This is a genomic window from Psychrobacter okhotskensis (assembly GCF_965638355.1).
In the GTDB taxonomy this organism is placed as follows: Bacteria; Pseudomonadota; Gammaproteobacteria; order Pseudomonadales; family Moraxellaceae; genus Psychrobacter; species Psychrobacter okhotskensis.
Genome location: NZ_OZ281822.1, coordinates 2,543,558 through 2,566,587 on the forward strand (window position 1 = coordinate 2,543,558; position 23,030 = coordinate 2,566,587).

19 protein-coding genes are annotated in these 23,030 nt (G+C 44.6%); 12 read left to right on the forward strand and 7 right to left on the reverse strand.

Going from position 1 to position 23,030, the window contains the following annotated elements; translation table 11 throughout:
- Positions 1-3: 3 nt before the first annotated feature.
- On the forward strand, positions 4-774 hold the full coding sequence (locus ACSUPM_RS10535) for an iron ABC transporter ATP-binding protein (protein WP_057761234.1): 771 nt from the start codon (positions 4-6) through the stop codon (positions 772-774).
- Between the two features lie 98 nt (positions 775-872).
- On the opposite strand, the gene ACSUPM_RS10540 is transcribed toward ACSUPM_RS10535, so the two are convergent.
- Positions 873-2,207: a PepSY-associated TM helix domain-containing protein gene (locus ACSUPM_RS10540; RefSeq protein WP_201583389.1), complete on the reverse strand. Its 1,335-nt coding sequence runs from the start codon at positions 2,205-2,207 to the stop codon at positions 873-875.
- 162 nt (positions 2,208-2,369) lie between these two features.
- The gene (locus ACSUPM_RS10545; protein WP_201566166.1) at positions 2,370-4,445 is read right to left on the reverse strand and encodes a TonB-dependent receptor domain-containing protein; all 2,076 of its coding nucleotides are present in this window, start codon (positions 4,443-4,445) and stop codon (positions 2,370-2,372) included.
- A 517-nt stretch (positions 4,446-4,962) separates the two neighbouring features.
- On the opposite strand from ACSUPM_RS10545, the gene ACSUPM_RS10550 reads away from it, so the two are divergent.
- From ACSUPM_RS10550 to ACSUPM_RS10570, 5 genes are all read left to right on the forward strand, one after another.
- On the forward strand, positions 4,963-5,238 hold the full coding sequence (locus tag ACSUPM_RS10550) for a Trp family transcriptional regulator (protein WP_102090498.1): 276 nt from the start codon (positions 4,963-4,965) through the stop codon (positions 5,236-5,238).
- Between the two features lie 85 nt (positions 5,239-5,323).
- Entirely contained in the window at positions 5,324-6,742 is a 1,419-nt protein-coding gene (locus tag ACSUPM_RS10555; RefSeq protein ID WP_436879926.1) for an anthranilate synthase component I family protein, read from the forward strand.
- 72 nt (positions 6,743-6,814) lie between these two features.
- A complete protein-coding gene (locus ACSUPM_RS10560) occupies positions 6,815-7,462 on the forward strand; it encodes an anthranilate synthase component II (protein WP_201583400.1) in 648 nt (215 codons plus the stop codon).
- A gap of 84 nt (positions 7,463-7,546) precedes the next feature.
- Positions 7,547-8,227 (forward strand): lysozyme inhibitor LprI family protein, encoded by a 681-nt coding sequence (locus tag ACSUPM_RS10565; protein ID WP_201583402.1) that lies wholly within the window; start codon positions 7,547-7,549, stop codon positions 8,225-8,227.
- Positions 8,228-8,486: 259 nt separating this feature from the next.
- Positions 8,487-9,434, forward strand: a complete 948-nt coding sequence (locus ACSUPM_RS10570) for a DMT family transporter (RefSeq protein WP_201583405.1) — start codon at positions 8,487-8,489, stop codon at positions 9,432-9,434.
- 173 nt (positions 9,435-9,607) lie between these two features.
- Here the strand turns inward: ACSUPM_RS10570 and ACSUPM_RS10575 are convergent, their stop codons facing one another.
- The 4 genes from ACSUPM_RS10575 to ACSUPM_RS10590 all read right to left on the reverse strand — a co-directional run bounded on the left by ACSUPM_RS10575 (position 9,608) and on the right by ACSUPM_RS10590 (position 13,123).
- Positions 9,608-10,354, reverse strand: a complete 747-nt coding sequence (locus ACSUPM_RS10575; RefSeq protein ID WP_201583408.1) for an amino acid ABC transporter ATP-binding protein — start codon at positions 10,352-10,354, stop codon at positions 9,608-9,610.
- Between the two features lie 69 nt (positions 10,355-10,423).
- Entirely contained in the window at positions 10,424-11,161 is a 738-nt protein-coding gene (locus ACSUPM_RS10580; RefSeq protein ID WP_307783273.1) for an amino acid ABC transporter permease, read from the reverse strand.
- Entirely contained in the window at positions 11,161-11,997 is an 837-nt protein-coding gene (locus ACSUPM_RS10585) for an amino acid ABC transporter substrate-binding protein (protein WP_025650742.1), read from the reverse strand. Before ACSUPM_RS10585 ends, ACSUPM_RS10580 begins: the two co-directional genes overlap by 1 nt.
- Positions 11,998-12,358: 361 nt before the next feature.
- Positions 12,359-13,123 (reverse strand): UTRA domain-containing protein, encoded by a 765-nt coding sequence (locus ACSUPM_RS10590; protein ID WP_025650743.1) that lies wholly within the window; start codon positions 13,121-13,123, stop codon positions 12,359-12,361.
- Positions 13,124-13,427: 304 nt separating this feature from the next.
- On the opposite strand from ACSUPM_RS10590, the gene hutU reads away from it, so the two are divergent.
- From hutU to hutI, 5 genes are all read left to right on the forward strand, one after another.
- Entirely contained in the window at positions 13,428-15,137 is a 1,710-nt protein-coding gene (gene hutU, locus ACSUPM_RS10595; RefSeq protein WP_025650744.1) for a urocanate hydratase, read from the forward strand.
- Positions 15,138-15,204: 67 nt separating this feature from the next.
- The gene (locus ACSUPM_RS10600) at positions 15,205-16,596 is read left to right on the forward strand and encodes a YjiH family protein (protein WP_352288630.1); all 1,392 of its coding nucleotides are present in this window, start codon (positions 15,205-15,207) and stop codon (positions 16,594-16,596) included.
- 140 nt (positions 16,597-16,736) lie between these two features.
- Positions 16,737-18,299 carry a histidine ammonia-lyase gene (hutH, locus tag ACSUPM_RS10605; protein ID WP_201566175.1) on the forward strand — a complete coding sequence of 521 codons (1,563 nt, stop codon included), beginning with the start codon at positions 16,737-16,739 and terminating at the stop codon, positions 18,297-18,299.
- Between the two features lie 48 nt (positions 18,300-18,347).
- Complete coding sequence (locus tag ACSUPM_RS10610) at positions 18,348-19,484, forward strand: formimidoylglutamase (RefSeq protein WP_413786708.1); 1,137 nt, start codon at positions 18,348-18,350, stop codon at positions 19,482-19,484.
- Between the two features lie 290 nt (positions 19,485-19,774).
- Positions 19,775-21,103 (forward strand): imidazolonepropionase, encoded by a 1,329-nt coding sequence (hutI, locus tag ACSUPM_RS10615; RefSeq protein WP_201566176.1) that lies wholly within the window; start codon positions 19,775-19,777, stop codon positions 21,101-21,103.
- Positions 21,104-21,266: 163 nt separating this feature from the next.
- Here hutI and ACSUPM_RS10620 read toward each other — a convergent pair whose 3' ends face one another.
- The gene (locus ACSUPM_RS10620) at positions 21,267-21,848 is read right to left on the reverse strand and encodes a PepSY domain-containing protein (RefSeq protein ID WP_025650749.1); all 582 of its coding nucleotides are present in this window, start codon (positions 21,846-21,848) and stop codon (positions 21,267-21,269) included.
- 233 nt (positions 21,849-22,081) lie between these two features.
- Here ACSUPM_RS10620 and ACSUPM_RS10625 point away from each other — a divergent pair, with 233 nt between their 5' ends.
- Positions 22,082-22,876: a hypothetical protein gene (locus ACSUPM_RS10625; protein ID WP_201583428.1), complete on the forward strand. Its 795-nt coding sequence runs from the start codon at positions 22,082-22,084 to the stop codon at positions 22,874-22,876.
- Positions 22,877-23,030 lie beyond the last annotated feature (154 nt).

Genomic DNA, 23,030 nt, shown 5'->3' on the forward strand with positions numbered 1-23,030 from the left:
ACTATGATTAAACTAAATAATATCTCTCACCATATTGGCAAACAACAAATCTTGCATGACATTACGTTGTCTCTACCAACGGCGCAGGTGATTGCTTTGATTGGGCCTAACGGTGCTGGGAAGTCTACGTTGTTTTCTGTTATGGCTCGCTTGCAGCCGCTACAATCTGGGCAGGTGAGCTTCGCTGTAGATAATGAGGAACGTGACATTGTCAGCTGTCAGGCGCGCACACTGGCCAAAACTGTCGCTATGCTCGGACAAGACAATCATGTGCAAGGACGCCTACGCGTACATGAGCTACTGATGTTTGGTCGTTATCCTTATCATCAAGGGCAACCAACCGCAGACGATCAGCAAAAAGTACAGGAAATCCTCGAACGCTTTGAGCTTGAGCCACTTGCCGAGCGTTTCTTGTCAACGCTATCAGGTGGACAGCGTCAGCGCGTGCTGATCGCCATGATTGTTTGCCAAGATACACCCTATCTATTGCTCGATGAGCCACTGAACAACCTAGATATGTATCATGCTGGTCGGCTGATGCGTGAGCTACGCCAGCTTAGCCACAATCAGCAAAAAACCGTGGTAATCGTCCTGCATGATATCAATCAAGCAGCACAATTTGCAGATACAGTGGTTACGATGAAAGCAGGAGAAGTGACGGCTGTTGGTCGTCCTGCTGATGTTATTACTAAAGAGACGATGAAAGATTTATACAACGTCGATGTCACTGTCCTAAGCCATCAGGGTCGTCCAGTGATTGTTGATACGGTTTAATAACTAAACCGTATTCAAGTACGCAATAAAAACTCAATATATTACTAGCACATTGGTACTAGCACTATATTGAGCATATTAATTTTATGTCTTAACATCTATTTAAGTTTTTGCGCTGCTTTAAGTCGTTGCTGTCGACCTTTCCACCACAGATAGACGCCCGTAATGGACAACACCGTCACAGCCAAACCGACCAGTGCTAAAAATATTTGATACAGTAAGTGGCCGATGCCATGGCTAATATGACCCATATGTAAGGTCAACAACCAATTATTGGTTTTGCTGCCGAATGATGAGTTCTGGTAGCCGAAGTTAACATGTTCAACGCTACCTGTTTTTGCATTGACCGTGATGGATGATGCACCGCCTTTTTTACCAATATCCTTATCTGTCTTAAAGCGCAGCTGCCATTGACCTTCATCCTCTACCCAGCGTACGCCCAATAGCTGTTGTACTGTCATGCCCTTACTTTTGGCAGCGATGTCTGCTTGCTCACTTAAATAAGCAATGCTATTGGCTTTGTTGACCACATCAACAGCCTCGACATCGACAGCCTTATTGTTTACAGCCTTAACCCTAGTCGCCGTTTCTGCACCAGACGCCTGCTCCGCTTTTTCTAATGGTTTTCTTGAGTTCTCCTGTCTTTCACCTCTTCCCTCAAGCCCTACGACAGCATGCATCACAGGTTGATAGACCTCTCGTAGGTTAAAACCAACACTCGACCACGCGATGATAAACAAGATCCCCCAAAGCCATAATCCAAAAGCATGGTGTAGATCATAATTCAATTTAAACATATTACTTTTGGTACGAATTTTCCACGCTGGTAACCAGCGTTTCAAAAAGGAGGCACGTTTTTTAGGCGAGGTTTGATTCTGTGCTTTTTTCTTGAGCGCTCTAGGAAACGTTAAGTAAAAACCAATAAAGCAATTAATCGTCCACACGAGCGCAACAATCCCTAGTAGCAATTTTCCAATATCACCCAGTAATAAATCGCGATGTAACCAAAACACTTTCCACATGGTGTTGTGCCATGCCCACTCATCTCTATCACGAGTACCAATGATATCGCCAGTATAAGGGTGGACATAAACTTGCTGAAACGGTGCTGTTGATTGGTTTTGGGCGGCTTTTCCTCGTGCTCTATCTACCGAAAATACAGCCGACCTCTCTGCTGCTATCGAGGTTGGCATACTAGAAAAAGCATATTGTGGATACGCACTTATGACCTTGTCATGAAGCTCGGCAATAGGCAGATGTGATGCGTTTTGTTTCTCAACCTGAGCCAGTTTATGGTTAAAGATATCGTCTAGCTCGTCATGAAATGCCAATAACGTGCCAGTAATACCAGTAATAATTAAGAAAGCTGCCATGGCAAGCCCAGTATAACGATGGAGCCATAGGCAAGCTTGACGAGGATTGAATGAAATCATTAGTCTTAGTTCTTTGTCATTTGTTGTTTTGGTAGGTACTTATCAGTTGGCACGTCATTGCTGTTACAGCCAATGTAAAAGCTAGTAGGCAATAAAAAGCCAGCTCCCGTATAAGACAGCTGACTTTATAAGTACGATTAGACTTAAATTCGATAAGCTAGATTAGAACTGATAAGTTAAAGACGTTTTGATATTACGTCCCATTTCAAAATCCGTATAATTATCATCTAAAGCATTGTTACGTGAGGCATGGCTGGCATAGGTCTCATCAAATATGTTATATACGCCAAGCGTGGCTTTTAAGCCTTCAACTTGAGTGGGTGTATAGCTCATAAAGATATCATGCACATCATAGTTAGGCTTTTTAGGCTGTACTGTCTCAGCTTTTGGCGTGACTGACGCAACATAGGTACTGCGCCAGCCAAGCTCGGTGGTATTCGTTGGCTGATACGCCAAATTGACCATATACTTGTCGCCAGACTCAGAGCTACTACCGCTCACTGATGAGATATTGTAGCCAGTATCATCGCCTTCACTGCGGGCGCGAGCGTAGCTGAGACCCATGCTAAAGTTATCTGCTCGATAGTCGGCTGATAGCTCTACGCCTTTGATTTTATAGTCTTCGTCTTTATTGATGACCCCTTGGCATTTGCCGCCCAGCTGACCGGTCGCACAGTCTAAACCCACTCTATTACTGCCTGCACGGACGAATTCGATATAGTTTTCGATATTGGTCTCAAAGTACTTGGCGCTCAGTTGTAGTGCGTCGTCGCTTGTGGTCAGGTCGCGCAACGTCGTGGTAATACCGACTTCTGCGTTATCGCCTTCTTCCGCTTTTAGATTTTCATTAACAAAGGTATCTTGACCATTGGCATTAAAGATAGCTTGGCTCAAGTCTGGGCCGTTAAAGAGCTGTGTATAACTGGCAAATATTTGCGTACGTGGTGCAATTTCGTAGCTGGCGGCCAAGGCACCGACGACATTGTCATAGGTTTTGCCAGCCGATACATACTCTGGAGATTCATAACGGTCATAACGGACGCCTGGCGTTAAACTAAGCTTGCCCATTTGCCATTGGTCTTCCAGATAGACTGAAGTGTTGGTCGCCTCATCGGTGCTCGCCTTGCCAAAATCGCGCGCCATCTCAGATTCTTTTTTGTAATGCTCAACCCCAGCGATTAACTTATGAACCCCTGGCACACCGTTGATAATAGTGCTATCAACGATACTGGTGTTCTGTACTTTGCCGCCTGTGGTTTTGACTTCTGCATCAAACTCAAACCCAGGTATGCCATCAGAGTTACGCAAAATCTGCGTGCTAGTCTGATATACATTGGCATCTACATTGACCAACTGGTTGGCAGGACTATATGCATAGTCAAGCGCATAGGTATCGCGTTTGACTTCCTGCGGGATGATTGGGTTCCAGCCACCAGCAGGAAAATCTGGACGCAATGGGAACTTGCCTTTGTTTTCGGTACGGCTAAAGCTAGCGCCTACATGATGATCACTACCGACATAAGCACCCGCTTTTAATAGGATGTTTTCGCCTTCGCTGTCTTCCGTTTGGATTTTACGGCCTTTACCGTCTTCACCAGCATTAGCATCACGTTTGCCATAATAAGCCAGCAAATCAACACTTTCTGTTGGCGCACCATATACAGTAGCTGAGGTTAACAGCTCATCATTGTTGCTGCCATAGCCTGCATGCAGCTTAGCACCTACTTTTTGACCAGGCTTAAGTAAATCTGCCGCGTCGACTGTCTCAAAAGCAACCGCACCGCCGATAGCATCATTACCGAGCGTCACTGAGTTATTGCCCACCGACACCTCTGCTTGTTTTAATAAGTCCGGATCAATCGTGACATCGCCCATATGATAGAACAAAGCGCCTTCTTGACGGGCGCCATCAATCGTAACTTTTAGGTTGGTGTCATCTAGCCCGCGTACACGAATACGTTGGTTGACTGATGAGGTGCCACCCACGCTTACCCCTGGTACAACGTCCAGAAAATCGCTCAGATGGCTTGCTTGTGCCGCTGGCGTATAGTCATCTATATAGACAGAGTCTTCTTGTACACTACCGCGGACAGAGCTATTTGCTGTCACGGTAATCGTTTGCAACGTCGTATTTGGCATATCTGCTGCCGTTGCGGCACTGGCAGCTTGTGTCCACAATACAGCGGCAACACCGATAGACAATACTGTCAATTGACTAGATAACTTTACTTCGCGCATAACACATTTACTCACTTGGTTTACTCTCAGAAATTAGAATGTTTAGAATTATTTTTAAAGGCTATCATCGAAAAACCCTTAAAATAGTGCCTACCAGAAGATTAAATACCTTAAAAACGCTTAAGCTTATTGTGCGAATAACATGATTAATGTTAATGATAATGATTAGCGTTTAAATAATGAGAGGCATAATAACGAAGTATTAACACTTTGGCAATAATTAATATAATAAATTCTCAATTTTAGCTCTAAACATGCTGAGAGAGCATAAAAATGCTTCGATACTGGTTATAAAATAATCATTCAATATTATTCTGGCTTTGTATTAAGGCTATTGTATTAAGGCTATATGTAGTCAGGCGTAAGAACTTATCACGTTTATAGCAGTCTGTTATTCACTTAACTCATTACTTGTTTTTCTTGTACTACTGTACTAGAATACTGAAACAAGATAGTTCTCAGCGAAAAATTGCTCGATGAGCGACTTATCTATTTTCTTTGGCTAAGATTACCTATTATGACTACCGATCCTTATCAGAGCTTAGTGAAACATTTGACCAACTGTACTGATAGCACAGATATCGAAAAGCTGCTCAGTGCCCTGCTGACGGATAAAGAACAGCATGACATCGCCAATCGTATTCGGATTTTTGACTTGCTAGATCGTGGCATCACCCAACGTGATATCTCTGAGCAACTAGGTGTTGGTATCGCCACTGTCTCTCGCGGTGCCAAGGCCAAGCAAAGCCATGATGTCAGCGCATTACTGGCCACACATAGAGACTGCTCTTAACCCTTTGAAAGATACTATCTAGCTTTTTACTGACGAAACTTATACTTATTAATCGACACTTATTTGAACCATTTCGGACTTTGTTATGACCTCTAGTACTCGCGCACAGACCAAACTTACTCCTATCGATATCCCGAGCAAACCACAACGTATCAAACTGACGCAAGATATCGATTTCTTTGCATTATTCAAACGTATTGAAAGTGCGTTTGATACCTGCTACTTGCTCGAATCATTGGGTGAAGACAGCCATATCTCGCGCCATCATGCGATTGGCTTTGACCCTGTGACGACTATCGCCGCATTAGACCGCAACACGCTTGCGATTACCGATAATAAAACTGCTGAAACAAGCCATTATCAAACTGACAATCCTTATCAGCTACTGCGCGACATAACGCCGCAGCATGTCATCGCTCGTGACCAAAGCGGCGGTCTGGTCGGGTATTTGGGTTATGACTGCGTGAACTTCTTTGAACCTAGCCTCAATGCAAAAGCCAGCGAAGACTTTGAACCATTTAAGTTTGGCGTGTATCTAGATGGATTGACCCTAGATAAAATGACTGGGGAAATCTTTTATTTTTATTACCCAACTGCTCAACAAGAAAACCGCATCGAGCAAATCAAAGCCCTACTCGATGAGCCAACGCCTAGCTATGAAGCGCCTAAAGTTGAATTTTTAGGTGATGGTATGAGCCAAGAAGAGCATGCCAATGTCGTTATGCAAGTCAAAGAAGACATCATCGCTGGGCGTATTTTTCAGTGCGAGGTAGGCTTTAAATCTAAATATCGTATTGCCGGTGACAAAATGCCGATTTATGAAAAACTGCGCGCTGTCAATCCATCACCGCACATGTACTTTATGAAATTTGCGCAGCAGTGCATTATTGGCGCTTCTCCTGAGCTGCTATTTCGCTTGCGCCAGGGTGAAATGGAAACCTATCCGCTAGCAGGGACTGCCAAGCGCGGTGCAGATGTGATCGAAGACCGTAAGCTTGCCCGCGCCTTACTCAACGATGACAAAGAAATTGCCGAGCACAATATGCTAGTCGACCTACATCGTAATGATATTGGCCGTGTGGCTCGATTTGGTACAGTAAAAGTACGTAGCTTAATGGATATCAAACGCTTCTCTCACGTGCAGCATATCTCTTCTGAAATCGTTGGTATCTTGCATCCTAACGAAGATATGTTTAGTGCCCTTGCCAGTAACTTCCCTGCTGGGACACTATCAGGCGCGCCCAAGGTAGAAGCCATCAAAGTCATCAACGAGCTAGAGCCTGATGGTCGCGGTGCTTATGGCGGTGCATTAGGCTCGTTCAATTTTAATGGTGATTGTATCTTTGCCATTCCTATTCGCAGTCTGTTTATCAATGGCGAGTCTGCCTACGCTCAAACTTGCGGTGGTAACGTTTACGACTCAAATCCAGCCGATGAGTACTTAGAGATTCAGCGTAAACTGTCGGCGATGAAAGTCGTGTTGGACAGCTTTATGCAATCATAATTGCTACCAGAAGTACTGTGTACATTGACCATATTTTACCTAGCACTATTTTTACAAAAGAGTTTATGACCCATGAATGTTTTAATTATCGATAACTACGACTCGTTTACCTTCAATCTCTACCAATATGTGGGTGAGATTTTGCAAACCTTAGACAGTGATAAAGAGGCCAGCGTCATCGTTAAACGCAATAACGAAATCACCCTAGCAGATGTACAGGCCATGAATCTTGACCGCATTATCATATCACCCGGTCCTGGTGCCCCTGATGACCCCGCCTACTTCGGGATTTGTGCCGAAGTCATCGAAGTTCTGGGTAAGACGACGCCAATACTGGGTGTCTGCTTGGGCTTACAAGGCATCGCGCATGTATTTGGCGGTGACGTGGTACGCGCCAGTGTACCGATGCATGGCAAGGTCTCGTCGATTCGACATGATGGCGCAGGTGTCTATCAAGGCTTGCCACAAGAGATTGAAATCATGCGCTATCACTCACTGATGGTAAAAGCAGATACCCTACCAGATTGCTTGACTGTGACAGCTGTCGTCGCCAATGACGCTCATGTTGACTTAAACTTGGCAGAATCAGCGCTAGCAGGTGATGAGATTATGGGACTCCAGCATAAAGACTACCCCATCCAAGGCGTACAGTTTCACCCAGAGTCTTTTGCCACCGAAGGGGCCAAGCGCTTGCTAACGAATTTTTTGCTACAGGTATAAATTATCATGCTTGCCTTAGACCCAAATAAATCCAGATTACCGATATATCAACGACTATGCCGTGTAAGTGTATTTGCGAGTCTAATGCTGTGCGCTTCTTTTAGCTCAGCCGTGACGCCTATAAAAGCGAACTTTATACTAGGTATGGACATACAAGGTCAACGCTTAAATCTATATCGAGATTGCGAAGAAGGCAGTGTGACTTGCGATAATATGCTGCTGGTTGCCCCCGATTTGGGTCGATTGTTGCAAACAAAGCAGCTTGGAGATAGGCAAAATAAATTACCTTATGCCGTAAAGCTTTATCCTGCTAAGACCAAGCATAGCTTATGCAAAGATGGCGTGACCCCTTGTAGATTCCAAGGCTATCGCTTTGAGGATAATGACATTAACGGATTTATAGACCCATCAAACAAGAAAATAACGGTAGGTAGTCAATGGACAGAAGATAACGCGACCTTTTCCTACCAAGAAAATTCAACTTATTTGCCATTAGCGTCACAAGCTGGTCTCATTGATTCTTTATATAAAACTTCTGACAAAGATTTAAATAGTAGCTACAAACTTGTCGGAAAAGACATAGAGAACGTATACGGTCAAGATAGCCTGAATGCGTTCAAAAAAGATCAGGTTAGATGGATAAGGCAGCGTTCAAAGGACTGCGAGGCAGATTCTCGGCATCAACCCAGCACCCAAGCTGAAAAAGTATGTTTTATTCAGCAAAATGACAGCCGAGAACAATCGTGGTTCTTGTGGATTGATTAGAGTTTTATAATCTTTACGATTGTGATGCGTTATTCTGCTAAGGCACTATATCAGTAGTGCCTATCGCCTATTTTCAAAATGAGGACACGCCCTAATATTTCTGGGCGACTCAATAATATTTTCATGTTAGACTAAAATAACAAACAAAAGACAGCCTATAATAAGGCTGTCTTTTGTTTGTTTAGTATTGCTTGACGCGTTTAAACCACGGGTAATCTTGCAAAAGATTGTATCATTCAGATAATAGTAAGAAAACGATATGGCGAACATGGATAAAGCAGTGCCATCACCAAGGTCATGGCTAGGCATCATTCAAATCATCACAGCTGCTGTTTGCTGGGGTACATTAGGGATATTCTCTACCTATCTAAATCAGATAGGTTTTAGCGGCTGGCAGACTACTATCTTACGCATCGTGACCGCTGCGCTACTTGTGCTCGTCATGCTACCTAAATTATGGCCACATCTCGTTAAATTGCGACCCAAGCAATGGCTTGGACTGGCATTCCAGTCTTTGATAGGCGTGCTTGGCATGTCGTTGTGTTATTTCTTTGCTGTTATCTACGTCGGTGCAGGACCAGCCGTAGCCTTATTATATACTGCACCGGTTTTTAGCCTATTATTTTCGGCAGTCTTGCTCAATGAATCCATTACTCGTCAATCAGCCCTACTGGCTCTAATGGCTGTCTTTGGTGTTGGTTTGACGATGTTAGGCGAGCATGCTCAAGTCAACTGGGGTATCTTATTGGGGCTGTTAGCGGGAATGTGCTACTCCTTATATGGCGTGCTGGGCAAACGTGCGATGCACGATGCTCACCCTGCCCCATTGGTGTTTTTTACCTCTATTATCATCAGTGCTTGCATGCTGTTATTATTACCAGAAACTTATCATACTTATGAAAAACTGCTAACCCTACCGCTAATGACGTGGGGGTATGTCCTAGGGCTGTCTTTGCTAGGAACTGTCGTACCATTTGCGCTATATATGAAAGCATTAGAAAAGCTGCCTGCCTCTCGCGCATCAGTATTTACGATTTTTGAGCCGTTGACAGCCATTGCACTGGCGACCATATTGCTACATCAATCCCTGTCATTGATTCAATATGTAGGCGTGGTACTGATTCTATTGGCCGCTTTATTTAATGCCATGTTGAACGGTACTGCTACTCGCGTACCACGTTGGCTAAAAAAACGGCAAAAGATATAAAATTCTGGTGTAATGGACAAAATTCTTGATATTTTTATAAAAAAAGCCCCAACCATGACAGCATGTTTGGGGCTTTTTATTGTTCAAGGTTATATATTACTCAGGGCTGTATATTGCTTAAGGTTTGATATTACTCAGAACTTCATTTTACAGTAGAAGCACATCTCTTAGCTTTATTGCTTCTCGATACGCTGTAAAAATGCCTGCGTACGTGGATGCGTTGATAGCTCAAACATCTGCTCAGCGCTGCCTTCTTCGACAACAACACCATCTTCAATTAAAACCACATGATCTGCGACATCACGAGCAAAGTTAATCTCATGCGTAACTACGACCATTGTCCAACCTTCTGACGCCAATTTTTTCATGGTTTCAAGGACATCTTGTACCAACTCAGGATCAAGCGCGGACGTTGGTTCATCGAACAACAATAATGACGGCTCAATCGCAAGTGCACGAGCAATACCAACTCGCTGCTGCTGACCACCAGATAGCTGAAACGGATAAAGATCCGCTTTGTCCGACAGACCAACTTTTTCCAATAATACTAAAGCCTGCTCACGAGCATGCGCTTTACTTTGTCCTTGTACGACTGTCGGGCCAAGCATTAAGTTTTCAAGCGCGGATTTGTGCGGGAATAAATTATAAGACTGAAACACCATGCCCGACTTACGTTGCAGCGCCAACAAGGTTTTTTTCTTAGGCTTAGTGGCAAAATCTACCGTCAAGCTGCCGTCGTCAAAGGCAATAACGCCTTGATCTGGAATTTCTAGCGCATTTAAGCATCGTAAAAAAGTGGTTTTACCAGACCCTGATGGCCCTAATATCACCACGACTTTGCCTTTTTCAATGGTCAAATCAATGCCTTTGAGCACTTGATTGCTGCCAAAGGCTTTGTGAATGTTGGTGACTTTGATCATAAAGGTTCCTGTTGTGCGGATGATACTAAAGCTGTTCTGCAATCAGTCAAAAAGCTATTTCGTACTTAGCTATTTCGCCACGTAGCGATCAAGTTTGGTCTCAAGCTTACCTTGAATAAAGGTTAGGAATAAACAAATACCCCAATAAATCACTGCCGCTTCGGTGTAAACCAACATAAACTCATAGTTACGTGCGGTGATAATCTGAGCCTGTTTAAACAGCTCCGTGACCAGCACCAATGAGGCTAATGAGGTATCTTTTACCAAACTGATAAAGGTATTAGATAACGGCGGCACCGACACTCGAAGCGCCTGCGGTAAAATCACATGACGAAACGTCTGTAGATACGTCAAGCCAACCGTCGAGCCTGCTTCCCACTGCCCTTTTGGTATCGACAAAATCGAAGCACGCACTGTCTCCGATGCATAAGCACCGATGTTCAGTGAGAACGCAATAATCGCTGAGGGAAAGGGATCGAGCTTCACCCCGACACTTGGCAGACCATAGAAAATAATAAACAGCTGAACCAGCATCGGTGTACCGCGAATGGCGGACACATAGACACGAGCGAGCCGATAGATGATTTCATGGAACCAGCCAGCGCGTGGGACGATACGAATGAGCGCCACCGACAGCGCAATTGCCATACCAATCGCAAAGGATATCAATGCCAGCGGTATCGAATAATAGATACCGCCTTTGAGCATTGGCCAAAACGAATTGATAACAATTTGCGCTCGAGCAGGGTCCATGAATGGCAATAATGCCAGTAATTCGGCCAGCACTGACGTGATAGAAGCTAGCATTATTTTTGTTGACTTATATCAGCACCAAAGAATTCTTCGCTGAGTTTGGTCAACGTACCATCCGCTTTTAATGCGGCCATGGCTTCGTCTAGTTTGGCGACCACAGCATCATCACCTTTTAGCAATACTAAGCCCGAGCCCGTCTGCTCACTGACAGGAGCGACCAATTTGATTTCAAGCGCACTGTCGGGGAATTTCTTGAGATAATCCAATATGGCAAGATTGTCATTCATCGTAAAGTCAGCACGGTCTTGTTTGACCAATTGAATCGCTTGCGCCATCCCGTCGACAGGGACGACTTCGGCTTCATAGCGTTCTGCCAGCTCACCATAATTACTGCTCAGTGATTGTGCTGAACGCAAACCTTTTAACGCTTCCCATGAGCTATAACGATTGTCATCAGTCGGCGCTAACACCACAGCACCTGACCAGCTATAAGCGGTGGCTTTATCATATTTGGCTAGACGTTCAGGCGTGGTCAAGCTAACTTGGTTGGCGACCATATCAAAACGTTTTGAGTCTAGACCTGCCAGCATCGCATCCCACTGAGTTTCTTTAAACTCAACATCAACGCCTAGTTTATCAGCGACTGCACGCGTCACTTCGACGTCATAACCCGTCAACTGACCGCTCTCATTATGATACGTGAATGGCGGATAGGTGCCTTCGGTACCGACGTTAATCGTGCCGCCATTATTGATACGTTGTAGCAAATCTGAACCACCAGTCGCAGCACTATCTGTCGCATTGGTGTCGGCTTCATTGGTGCTAGACTGACCACAAGCGGCAAGCAATACAGTACTGGCGGCAAGGGCTAAAAGGTTACGACGTTTCATAAGGCGTCCTTATAGGATAAATGAATAATGCAAAAATATAAGTAGAGCAAAATATATAAGCCAAATAAAAACGGCTAAATGATGACATACAGAGATAGCAATAAAACCTGTACGCTATTATCTGTGTCTTTGGTTGCTCAATTTGAGGATAGTAAGTCTGTTTTTCAATACTACTTTTAGGTATTAGATATAATTTTTAAGCATTTTACAGTAACGTTTACCTTTAATCACAATGGCTAGTCAGCGCTAATGGCTGTTGCCAGCTACCTAGCAAACTTAAAAATCAAATCGTAGCTAAGTTATATACTATCGTAATTGGGTAAGAATAACCGTACAAAAACAGTGAGCATGCGTAAGATTGTTAGAGTGCACCTGAGAATTGATAACGATCGCCAGCATGCCACATCTTTACAAAGGTCAATACTTTCCCTGCCGAATAAGTCTGACGACGTAGCACTAACGTCGGTGACTGCGGTGCAATCTGTAGCGCCTCAGCAATCTCATCAGGTGCTGCTAAGGCGCGAATGGTATAGTTACCGCGCTCGAGTGGACTTTCAGCAATCAAGTAGTCGCTAGTATTCACCACGCTAAAATCTTGCTCAATGAATGCTGGTACTTTTGTCGCATCGACCCAACGCTCTTCAAATTGTATCGGCTGACCATCCGCGAAATGAATGATTTTTACTTCGTATAAAATAGCCGCCTCGGTGCTATTAATAGTGCTATCAGCTTCATTTGCCTCAGAATGCAAGACTGCTTCATCAATACTAAATTTACGGCGCATTTCATCATCTAACATGCTCGCGGTAATAGCGCGTTTGCTCAGCACTTGTGCCTGATAGTCACGATTGGCTGATTTTAAGTCTTGAGCAATATTACGCACTTCTACAAAGGTATGATTAAACTGCTGCTGGGCGACGAATGTCCCCGACCCTTGGCGGCGCTCCAATACCCGCTCTTCACTCAACTCTTTCAAGGCACGATTGACCGTCATACGCGATACCCCAAACTCTTCTGCCAAGGCCATTTCGGTAGAGATTGCATTGCCCGCCTGCCATTTTCCGGAATGGATATTGTCCAATATGGCATTTTTAATCCGCTGATAGGCTGGAATCGTCTTTGTCATATTCGTCTTTAACCGTTAGTTTCATCAATAATAATGAGGCCATAATATCACGAGATAACTTCATGAACCTCAGCAAAACCCCTTCACCTCTGTCTATCTGCCAAAACACTCACAAAAATAATTGAGTCATTTATAAAAAAGTACTTGCGTGTGAAAATAATCTTTGATAATTTGTATATACAACTTTACAGTAGTGCTAAAAATCTGCGTCATCTAATCGATATTTCGCCGAATTTATAGACTGACTGTAAAACGCTTACCTTGATTACTTTATTGTCTAAAAAGATTTCATAAGGATTTGACCATGACTACTGATACCGATAGCAACAAACCTACCCGCCGTGATGAGAGCCGCGAAATCGCCGCGCCGACTGGTAGCACATTAAATTGCAAAAGCTGGCTGACCGAAGCGCCTTATCGCATGCTGCAAAACAACCTACACCCTGATGTGGCCGAAAACCCAAAAAGCTTGGTTGTGTATGGCGGTATCGGACGTGCAGCCCGTAACTGGGAAAGCTATGATCAAATCCTAGCGTCACTCAAAGAATTAGAAGACGATGAGACCTTATTAGTGCAATCAGGCAAACCAGTTGGCGTCTTTCAAACTCATGAAAATGCGCCACGTGTGTTGATTGCTAACTCCAACCTTGTCCCGCGCTGGGCAACGTGGGAGCATTTCAACGAGCTTGATCGCAAAGACCTATTTATGTACGGCCAAATGACTGCCGGTAGCTGGATTTATATCGGCACTCAAGGCATCGTCCAAGGCACTTATGAAACTTTTGTCGAAGCCGGTCGCCAGCATTATGATGGCAGCTGGGCAGGACGTTGGATTTTGACCGCTGGTCTTGGCGGTATGGGCGGCGCACAGCCATTAGCCGCGACCTTTGCCGGCGCGACTTCTTTAAACATCGAATGCCAACAGTCTAGTATTGATTTCCGTTTGCGTACTGGTTACGTCGATAAGCAAGCCGACAATCTTGACCATGCTTATGAGCTGATTAAGCAGCATACGGATGCTGGTGAAGCCGTCTCTATCGCGCTACTTGGCAATGCGGCTGATATCTTGCCTGAGATGGTCAAGCGTGCCAATGCAGGCGAGATAAAACCTGATTTGGTCACTGACCAAACCTCCGCTCACGACTTAATCAATGGCTACTTGCCAAGTGGCTGGACAGTTGAAGAATGGAAAGCAGCACAAGAAAATCCAGACCAACATGCCGCCTTAACCAAAGATGCTGCTGCATCTTGTGCCGTACACGTGCAGGCCATGCTAGATCTACAAGAAATGGGTATCCCAACGACTGATTATGGTAATAACATTCGTCAAGTTGCCTTTGATGAAGGGGTAAAAAATGCCTTTAATTTCCCGGGTTTTGTCCCTGCTTATATTCGTCCGCTGTTTTGCCAAGGTAAAGGTCCATTCCGCTGGGTCGCATTATCAGGTGATCCAGAAGATATCTACAAAACCGATCAAAAAATTAAAGAGCTGTTCCCTGAAAATCAGCATATTCATCGCTGGCTAGACATGGCGAAAGAACGCATTCAATTTCAAGGCTTGCCAGCACGTATCTGCTGGTTAGGTCTTGGTGAACGTGATAAAGCAGGCTTGGCATTTAACGAAATGGTTAAAAGTGGTGAGTTAAAAGGTCCTATCGTTATCGGTCGTGACCATTTGGATACTGGCTCTGTTGCCAGCCCCAACCGCGAAACAGAAAGTATGAAAGATGGTTCAGATGCGGTGTCTGACTGGGCGTTATTAAACGGCATGCTCAATGTCGCAGGCGGCGCCACTTGGGTGTCATTACATCATGGCGGCGGCGTGGGTATGGGTTACTCGCAGCACTCTGGCATGGTCATCGTCGCTGATGGCACAGATGCCGCTGCCAAGCGCTTGGCGCGAGTACTGGTCAATGATTGCGGCTCAGGTGTGATGCGTCATGCGGATGCGGGCTATGAGCTGGCCATCAAAACAGCCAAAGAATATGGCTTAAATCTACCGATGATTAAATAGCTTGCCCTTGTCCTTATATGCCCAAATGATATAAGGACATCATCAACACTTTATCAAGGACGATAATATGTCTGAACGTGATATTTTGCCCCCAGGCAGCTCCGTGCCTAGAACGCCTCTAGACAGTCCAGCACCTGCTAGCCCGCCGCCTGAAAAGCTGCTGTCCAAACCTGTCGCACTGATACAGCTAATCGTATTTAGTGCTATTGGCTTGGTGATGTTCTTTGTGCCTTTTACTATTGGTGAAAAGAGCACCATTTTATTTGATCATGGGGCAACTTATCTAGTCACTCAGCAGCACACCCTTGCTGTGTTTTTGCTGTTTCTACTGATGATTTATGGTGTTGGCAAACCCATTTATGATGGTTCATGGCGTAAAAATATCACCAATATGATATTAACCGCCTTCAAGATTATCGGGCTAGTACTCGCCATCATGTATATCACTGATATGGCGCCTGCTATCATCATGGAAAAGGACATGTTGCCGTTTTTGTTTGAAAAACTGGCATTACCAGTCGGTATGATTGTCCCTATTGGCGCATTAATCCTCGCTTTTTTGCTCGGTTTTGGCTTACTGGAGATGTTTGGGGTGCTCATGCAGCCTATTATGAAGCCAATTTGGAAAACGCCCGGCTCATCGGCGATTGATGCCGTTGCGTCCTTTGTTGGTAGTTACTCTATTGGGCTGCTCATTACCAATCGGGTATTTTTGCAAAATCAATATTCGGTCCGTGAAGCCATCATCATTGCTACTGGGTTTTCTACGGTATCGGCAGCCTTTATGGTGATCGTTGCTAAGACCCTTGGTCTAATGGAGTTTTGGAATCTGTTTTTTTGGTCGACACTGATTATTACCTTTATTGTCACTGCCATTACCGCACGTATTCCGCCTATCCGGGGTTTTGATGATAGCGTCGAGCGTCCAAACTTGGAAAACCAACAAGGTAATCGCTTAGCAGCAGCTTATCATTTAGGACTGGCTACTTCGCGCCGTGCGACTGACCTCAAACAAATTATGTGGTCGAACTTTCGCGATGGGGTGACGATGGCGGCAGCGATTGTACCCTCGATTATTGCGGTAGGGTTAACGGGTTTATTATTAGCCAAATATACGCCTGTCTTTGATGCGCTAGGTTTGCTCTTGTATCCATTCACTTGGGTAACCGGTATGCCCGAGCCACTAGTTGCTGCCAAAGGTATGTCAGCGGGACTGGCTGAGATGTTCTTGCCTGCACTCCTGCTAACGGAAGCTGAGGTCTTGACCCGCTATGTGGCAGGCGTGGTTTCGATTAGTAGCGTGCTGTTTTTTTCAGCGATGATTCCTTGCGTATTGGCAACTGAGATTCCGCTGTCAGTACCTAAGATGGTCATTATCTGGTTTGAGCGAGTGGTGCTTAGCATTCTAATCGCTGCACCTTTTGGACATTTAGCGATCTATTTGGGCTGGATCAGTTAGACCGACTGAAACAAGCGGGATTGGTTAAAGAAATTTAGACAACATAGCTTTTAACGGTTTATAAACAACAACGCATAAACTAAAATGTATAGACAACAAAAAATACAATTAATATAGCTCATAAAATTAGGATGAATCGCATGACTGATATCAAAAAACTAACCCTACACCCACGCCAATTAAGCTTTGAGATGTTGCGCGATATTTATGAGCAACCTGTCATATTGACGCTACCCGACAGTGCTTATGAGGCGATAGATGCCTCGCATGAAGATGTACGTACCATCATTGCGCGTGATAAGAGCGCTTATGGCATCAATACGGGTTTTGGCCTGTTAGCAAAAACTCGTATTAGTGATGATCAACTTGAGCTACTGCAGCGTAACCTTATCGTTTCTCACTCAGTGGGTACTGGTGAAGCATTGCCAGACAGTGTGGTTCGATTGATTATGGTCATGAAAGTCGCCAGCCTCGCGCAAGGCGTCTCTGGCGTCCGCCGCGCTGTGGTCGATAGCTTACTTGGCTTAATTAACAATCAAATTACGCCAAACATTCCCGCCAAAGGCTCCGTTGGGGCCTCTGGTGACTTAGCACCTTTATCACATATGACGCTGGCCATGATGGGCGAAGGCGATGTCTATGTTGGCGGCAAAAAAGTACCCGCTGCTGAGGCATTAGCGCAGCATGGTCTTGAGCCCATTACCCTAGCGGCCAAAGAAGGTCTTGCCCTGATTAACGGCACCCAAGTATCCACCGCACTGGCATTGCGTGGTTATTTCTTAGCGCGTGACTTGCTTGAGACAGCCACCATCGTCGGCTCTATGTCTATCGATGCCGCCAAAGGCTCGGATGCCCCATTTGACGCACGTATTCATGAAGTGCGTGGCCATCATGGTCAAATTGAAATCGCTAAAGCGCATCGTCAGCTGATTAAAGGCAGTGCTATTCGCGCCTCCCATGATGGTGAGCAAGACGATAGAGTACAAGACCCTTATTGCTTACGCTGCCAGCCACAAGTCATGGGCGCTTGCCTTGATATTATTAATCAAGCAGGAAAAACCTTATTAATTGAATCTAATGCGGTAACCGATAACCCACTTATCTTCACTAACGATGATGGCCCAGTTGCTATCTCAGGTGGTAACTTCCATGCTGAGCCAGTTGCCTTTGCCGCAGATATTTTAGCCTTGGCGATTGCTGAGATTGGTTCTATGTCTGAGCGCCGTGTGGCTTTATTGATTGATGCAACCTTGTCAGGTGGCTTACCACCATTCTTAGTTGATAATGCTGGGGTGAACTCTGGCTTTATGATTGCCCACGTGACCGCAGCGGCGCTAGCTTCAGAGAACAAGTCTATCGCCCACCCTGGCAGCGTTGATAGCATTCCAACTTCTGCCAATCAAGAAGACCACGTATCTATGGCAACCTATTGTGCGCGCCGCCTATATGAGATGGCGCAAAATACCGCCACCATTATCGGCATTGAGCTATTGGCTGCTGGTCAAGGTATCGACTTCCATCGTGGACTAGATACCTCAGAAGCGTTACAGACAGCGCATCAAAAGCTACGTGAGCAAGTGACTTTTTATGACAAAGATCGCTACCTAGCGCCTGATATTGAAGCTGCAAAGCAACTAGTATTAGATGGTACGCTCACCGAATATTGGCAGTCACTGCGCAGCGCTTGGTATGAGTCTAAGTAAAAGGTATCACTCTAAATAAACGCTTTATTGTATTAAAGGAGGTGGGCAATGAGCATGTCAAAGTCTGGGACTGGCACAACCGTAAGCCACACCGCAGCTGATATGAGTCGGTGGACAGGACGTGCAGAGCCGTTTGAGTCTGCGCGCGCCCGCTACTGGTATCAAATAGCGCAGCCTTATGCCTTTGATAGCACCAGTCAGCGCATTGGACTGGTCGGGTTCGCTTGTGACCAAGGTGTCAGACGTAATCAAGGACGCGTGGGTGCACGAGCTGCGCCGCCCTTGATTCGCCAAGCACTTGCGGCGCTGCCAGTCATCGCTGAGTTACAACAACGCTATGAGGGTCAACTGCCAACTCTACTAGGTGATGCTGGTGATATCCATTGTCATGATAATGATGATTTTGCCGAGCGCACTCTTGAAAAAGCCCAAGTAAAATATGCCGATAAGATAAGTGATATTATTCAGCGAGGCGGGCTGCCCATTGGACTTGGTGGTGGTCATGCCATCGCTTACGGCAGTTTTTTAGGATTATGGCAGGCGCTGTCATCAGAAACCGATCAGCCCACTAATGACGTTAACAATATCGAAAGTAATGTTGAAAATGATGTCGAAAGCAATCTTGAAAGCCATGTTAAAAGCCATGCAAGCACAATGCATACTATCGGGGTGATTAACTTTGATGCGCATTTGGACATTCGCCAATCTGATGTCGCCACGTCTGGTACACCATTTCGCCAAATAGCCGAGCACCTTGAAGCACAAGGTCAGCCATTTCACTATTGCTGTATCGGTGTCAGTCGGTTTTCCAACACTGCCGCGCTCTTCGACCGTGCTGAGCAGTTAGGCGTCCACATTATCAGTGACGAAGACTGCACCAATAAGAAATGGAAAAAAATTGCAGCTCAAATAGAAGAATTTATCAATGACGTTGATGTGGTCTACTTAACCATTGATATGGACTGCTTGCCATCGAGCGTCGTTCCTGGTGTCAGTGCACCAGCAGCTTATGGTATTGAGCTGAGCTTCGTTGAGCGCGCGGTCAAACGTATCATGGCGTCGAATAAAGTAAAGATGGCTGATATTGCCGAGATTAACCCGACCTTTGATATTGATGGACGCAGCTGTAAAGTTGCGGCAAGACTATTAGCAACTATTATCGAGCAGCATTTACTTTTAGTATAAATAAATTGATACAGAATAAAAGTGTTATGAATATTTATACAAGTGACTAGGATGAATTTTGCGACACCTTTGTCTCGCTTGCGCACAACAAGCGAGTAAAATTTGTACCAGTCACGCTATAATATTTTTAAAATAAACCAACCATACAAGGCTACTGAAGTAAGTTTTGCACATCCTCTGTCAGCAGCACCACAGCAAGAAACGTTTTTACCAACGACACAATGTCTGTTTTAAAGTAAATGGACTATGGATGGCTGCACTAAATCTATACTAATAAGCAGGAGCACATTATGACTCATACAATAAACTCTACAGATCAAATGCCTATAAACGATTCCACTCTGACATCGTTTGACTACATCATTATCAATGCCAATCTCGCCACTTTTTCAGCACAATACGGGTTTGATATTTATAACAACAATCAAAGCAACAACCAGAAAAAAAGTACCCCTTATGGTCAATTAATAAACGCCGCTATCGGTATCAAAGACGGCAAAATTGCATGGGTTGGCACGCATGAACAAATAAAACCGCACCTTACCCATTATAAGAGCGATCAAATCAAAGACGTTGACGGCAACTGGGTAACGCCTGGACTCATCGATTGTCATACCCATATCGTTTATGGCGGTAACCGTAGCAACGAGTTCGAAGCGCGATTGCAAGGCGTTAGTTATCAAGATATCGCGGCACAAGGTGGCGGCATTGTCTCAACCGTTAGCGCCACCCGCGCAGCGAATGAGGAAGAGTTGTTTGCGCAAAGTGAAAAACGTCTGCTCGCGCTCATAAAAGAAGGCGTGACCAGTGTCGAAATCAAATCTGGCTATGGGCTGGACTTAGAAACTGAGCGAAAAATACTAAAAGTCGCCCGCGCACTCGGTGACAAACACAACATTCATGTTAGCACCACTTATTTGGCCGCCCATGCGCTACCGCCAGAGTATAAAGACAATGCCGATGACTATATCGAGCAAGTTTGCCAGTGGTTACCAATCTTGCATAGCGAGGGCTTGGTCGATGCGGTCGATGGTTTCTGTGAAAACATCGCTTTTAGTAGCGAGCAAATTAAGCGCGTCTTTGACGTTGCCCGCTCATTAGACTTACCAGTTAAGTTACATTCTGAGCAGCTCTCAAACATAGGTGCTAGTGCTTTGGTAGCAGAATACCAAGGACTATCAAGCGACCATTTAGAGCACTTAGCAGAAGAAGATATTGAAAAAATGGCCGTAAGCAACACGGTAGCCGTACTATTGCCAGGTGCTTTTTATACGCTACGTGATACTAAGTTGCCACCGATAGAAGCACTGCGCAAACATCAGGTCAACATTGCCATATCGACAGATTGCAACCCCGGCACTTCACCACTAACGTCGCTGTTATTAGCGATGAATATGGGCTGTACCTTATTTTATCTCACTCCTGAAGAAGTATTGGCAGGCGCAACTGTTCACGCGGCACAAGCGTTAGGTCTCGCCAACAAAGGTAAAATAGAAGTGGGTTACGATGCTGATTTGGCATTATGGGATATCGCGCGCCCTGCTGACCTTGCTTATCAAATGGGGCTAAATCCTATTGCGGGTATTATGGTTCAAGGCAAATGGCGCGAGACGGTATAGCGAATTTATATAAACATTTAGCATAATTAAAGAAGCCCCAACCATTAAATGATTGGGGTTTTTTTATTGGCTATCGATAGAAGTTAAGACACTGCTACTCTATAGTCAGTAAAAAATAATGTCGATACATCATGCACTGCTGATATTTATTTATGTCGCTCAGTTATTTTTTAAACTTGTTTTTAAATGTACTCCCCGTATCGGCATCGATATTTAGCCAAAGCAGACTATTGCCTTTGAGAAGTTGGGTTTCGTAGTAGGACGCATGATTAGCATAATCGCGATCATTCTTAAACTCAATTTCGAGAATGCGACCACCCGTTTGCTTCTCAGCGATACTCATCGCATCCATCACCTTGATTTTTGCTTGCTGCTGAGCCTTATAGTCAGCCAAATCGTCCTTATCCAGACGTTCGGTTTCAGTCTTTACGATTTTGCCAGTTATAGCATCAACTTTGATTTCATAACCAGTGGTATTAGTACTAAATTCCAGCTCATAGACACCGCCATCACCCTCAGCATCGCTATCATCGTCATCAAACTCTGCGCTGATTAAAGTACCGGAAGCTTCTTTGCTCGCCGTAGTAATCGCCTGCTTTAGGCTAATTTTCGCTGCTTGAGCAGCACTCACTTCGTCAGTATGATTGGCAGCACTAACAGCTGTACTAACTACACCTGCGCTCAATGCTAAAGTTAGACAAGCACCCAATGTAGTCAGTTGAAGTTTTTTGATAATATTACTCATATCTCTTTATCCTTATAGCCATTATGGAATTGCTTTTATGATACGGATATATAGGGATGAATAGCAGATAAAAAGGTAGCGTAATGTAGCTTTCCTGTTTATGCTTCTAAAGCAAGCACATGTGGAAAGAACACGAGATAACTCTTTGGTTTATATATTAATTTGAGCGAGTAAGCGCTATAATATGTCTGCCATTTCCTTCTCTGAATTTCCAAATATTGAGACCATAATTAATGATGCGAAACACGCTACAAAACTTACTTTACAACAGTAATTATGATCAATCAGACCCTTCAACCGCCGCTTTTGACACTTTGCCAATTATCATACAGAAAGCGCTATTACAACAGCAGCGTATCGTATTGATAGCCAATAATCCTTCAATAGATACAGCGAGCTTAGAGGCGCTGTTGCAGCCGACAGATATGCTGGTTTTGTTTAATGATTTTATTCATGCTGATTTTTTTGCGCATCATCCTAGTGTTAAAGATCTACCAAAACTATTATTCTTTAGAAAAATTGGCGACAGTCTGTTGCATTTTGGCATGCCGCCTCGTAGTAATAATTTGACGGCGATGCTCGATATGGCAAAGCATGCACCACTTGGCATCTTGTTTGGCAATACTGACTACCAGTTTCCATTACTAGCTGATGACCCCAGCCCTAATGATGATCCGATAACAGCCAGCCGAGTATTAGAGATTCCAGAACTGCTAAATGAATTATTGCATAGCGATGAGCATTGTCGCGTGTTATCAGAGCAGGATAGCGTGGTGGCAGATTATCCTATTTTTGCTGATATCCATTCATCAGCGCCGACCTCAGGGTTTCTGTTATATCGGCTATTATTGGCGGCGCGCTTACATGTGCAGCAGCGACAGAACGCTGCGACTCCGCTATCGATAGTCATGTTGGGCTTTAATAATGATGACAAAACAGCGCACTTTTGGGATGGGCATAATTGGGCGTTTGAGAGACAAGAGCTTGCGACGCCGCCTAATAGTGTCGAGATTATTCGTCAGTACTAATAGAACACTACTAATAAGATTAAACACTTATAGTTGATTCACTTTAAAACTGATATAGCGAGACTGGGATAAATTTCTTGCAGCCTCTGTCTGCGCAGGCACAGCACGCAAAAGAAATTTGTACCAGTCTAGCGTATTAATGCAATGTATCTAT

What these genes read in the sequence shown, in the direction of transcription:
- ACSUPM_RS10585 (WP_025650742.1), bottom strand. Translation starts at nt 11,997, where the DNA reads ATGAAACGTCGTAACCTTTTAGCCCTTGCCGCCAGTACTGTATTGCTT.
- ACSUPM_RS10565 (WP_201583402.1), top strand. Translation starts at nt 7,547, where the DNA reads ATGCTGTGCGCTTCTTTTAGCTCAGCCGTGACGCCTATAAAAGCGAAC.
- ACSUPM_RS10575 (WP_201583408.1), bottom strand. Translation starts at nt 10,354, where the DNA reads ATGATCAAAGTCACCAACATTCACAAAGCCTTTGGCAGCAATCAAGTG.
- ACSUPM_RS10570 (WP_201583405.1), top strand. Translation starts at nt 8,487, where the DNA reads ATGGCGAACATGGATAAAGCAGTGCCATCACCAAGGTCATGGCTAGGC.
- ACSUPM_RS10555 (WP_436879926.1), top strand. Translation starts at nt 5,324, where the DNA reads ATGACCTCTAGTACTCGCGCACAGACCAAACTTACTCCTATCGATATC.
- ACSUPM_RS10560 (WP_201583400.1), top strand. Translation starts at nt 6,815, where the DNA reads ATGAATGTTTTAATTATCGATAACTACGACTCGTTTACCTTCAATCTC.
- ACSUPM_RS10545 (WP_201566166.1), bottom strand. Translation starts at nt 4,445, where the DNA reads ATGCGCGAAGTAAAGTTATCTAGTCAATTGACAGTATTGTCTATCGGT.
- ACSUPM_RS10535 (WP_057761234.1), top strand. Translation starts at nt 4, where the DNA reads ATGATTAAACTAAATAATATCTCTCACCATATTGGCAAACAACAAATC.
- hutI (WP_201566176.1), top strand. Translation starts at nt 19,775, where the DNA reads ATGACTCATACAATAAACTCTACAGATCAAATGCCTATAAACGATTCC.
- hutH (WP_201566175.1), top strand. Translation starts at nt 16,737, where the DNA reads ATGACTGATATCAAAAAACTAACCCTACACCCACGCCAATTAAGCTTT.
- ACSUPM_RS10610 (WP_413786708.1), top strand. Translation starts at nt 18,348, where the DNA reads ATGAGCATGTCAAAGTCTGGGACTGGCACAACCGTAAGCCACACCGCA.
- ACSUPM_RS10580 (WP_307783273.1), bottom strand. Translation starts at nt 11,161, where the DNA reads ATGCTAGCTTCTATCACGTCAGTGCTGGCCGAATTACTGGCATTATTG.
- ACSUPM_RS10590 (WP_025650743.1), bottom strand. Translation starts at nt 13,123, where the DNA reads ATGACAAAGACGATTCCAGCCTATCAGCGGATTAAAAATGCCATATTG.
- ACSUPM_RS10540 (WP_201583389.1), bottom strand. Translation starts at nt 2,207, where the DNA reads ATGATTTCATTCAATCCTCGTCAAGCTTGCCTATGGCTCCATCGTTAT.
- ACSUPM_RS10550 (WP_102090498.1), top strand. Translation starts at nt 4,963, where the DNA reads ATGACTACCGATCCTTATCAGAGCTTAGTGAAACATTTGACCAACTGT.
- ACSUPM_RS10625 (WP_201583428.1), top strand. Translation starts at nt 22,082, where the DNA reads ATGATGCGAAACACGCTACAAAACTTACTTTACAACAGTAATTATGAT.
- ACSUPM_RS10620 (WP_025650749.1), bottom strand. Translation starts at nt 21,848, where the DNA reads ATGAGTAATATTATCAAAAAACTTCAACTGACTACATTGGGTGCTTGT.
- hutU (WP_025650744.1), top strand. Translation starts at nt 13,428, where the DNA reads ATGACTACTGATACCGATAGCAACAAACCTACCCGCCGTGATGAGAGC.
- ACSUPM_RS10600 (WP_352288630.1), top strand. Translation starts at nt 15,205, where the DNA reads ATGTCTGAACGTGATATTTTGCCCCCAGGCAGCTCCGTGCCTAGAACG.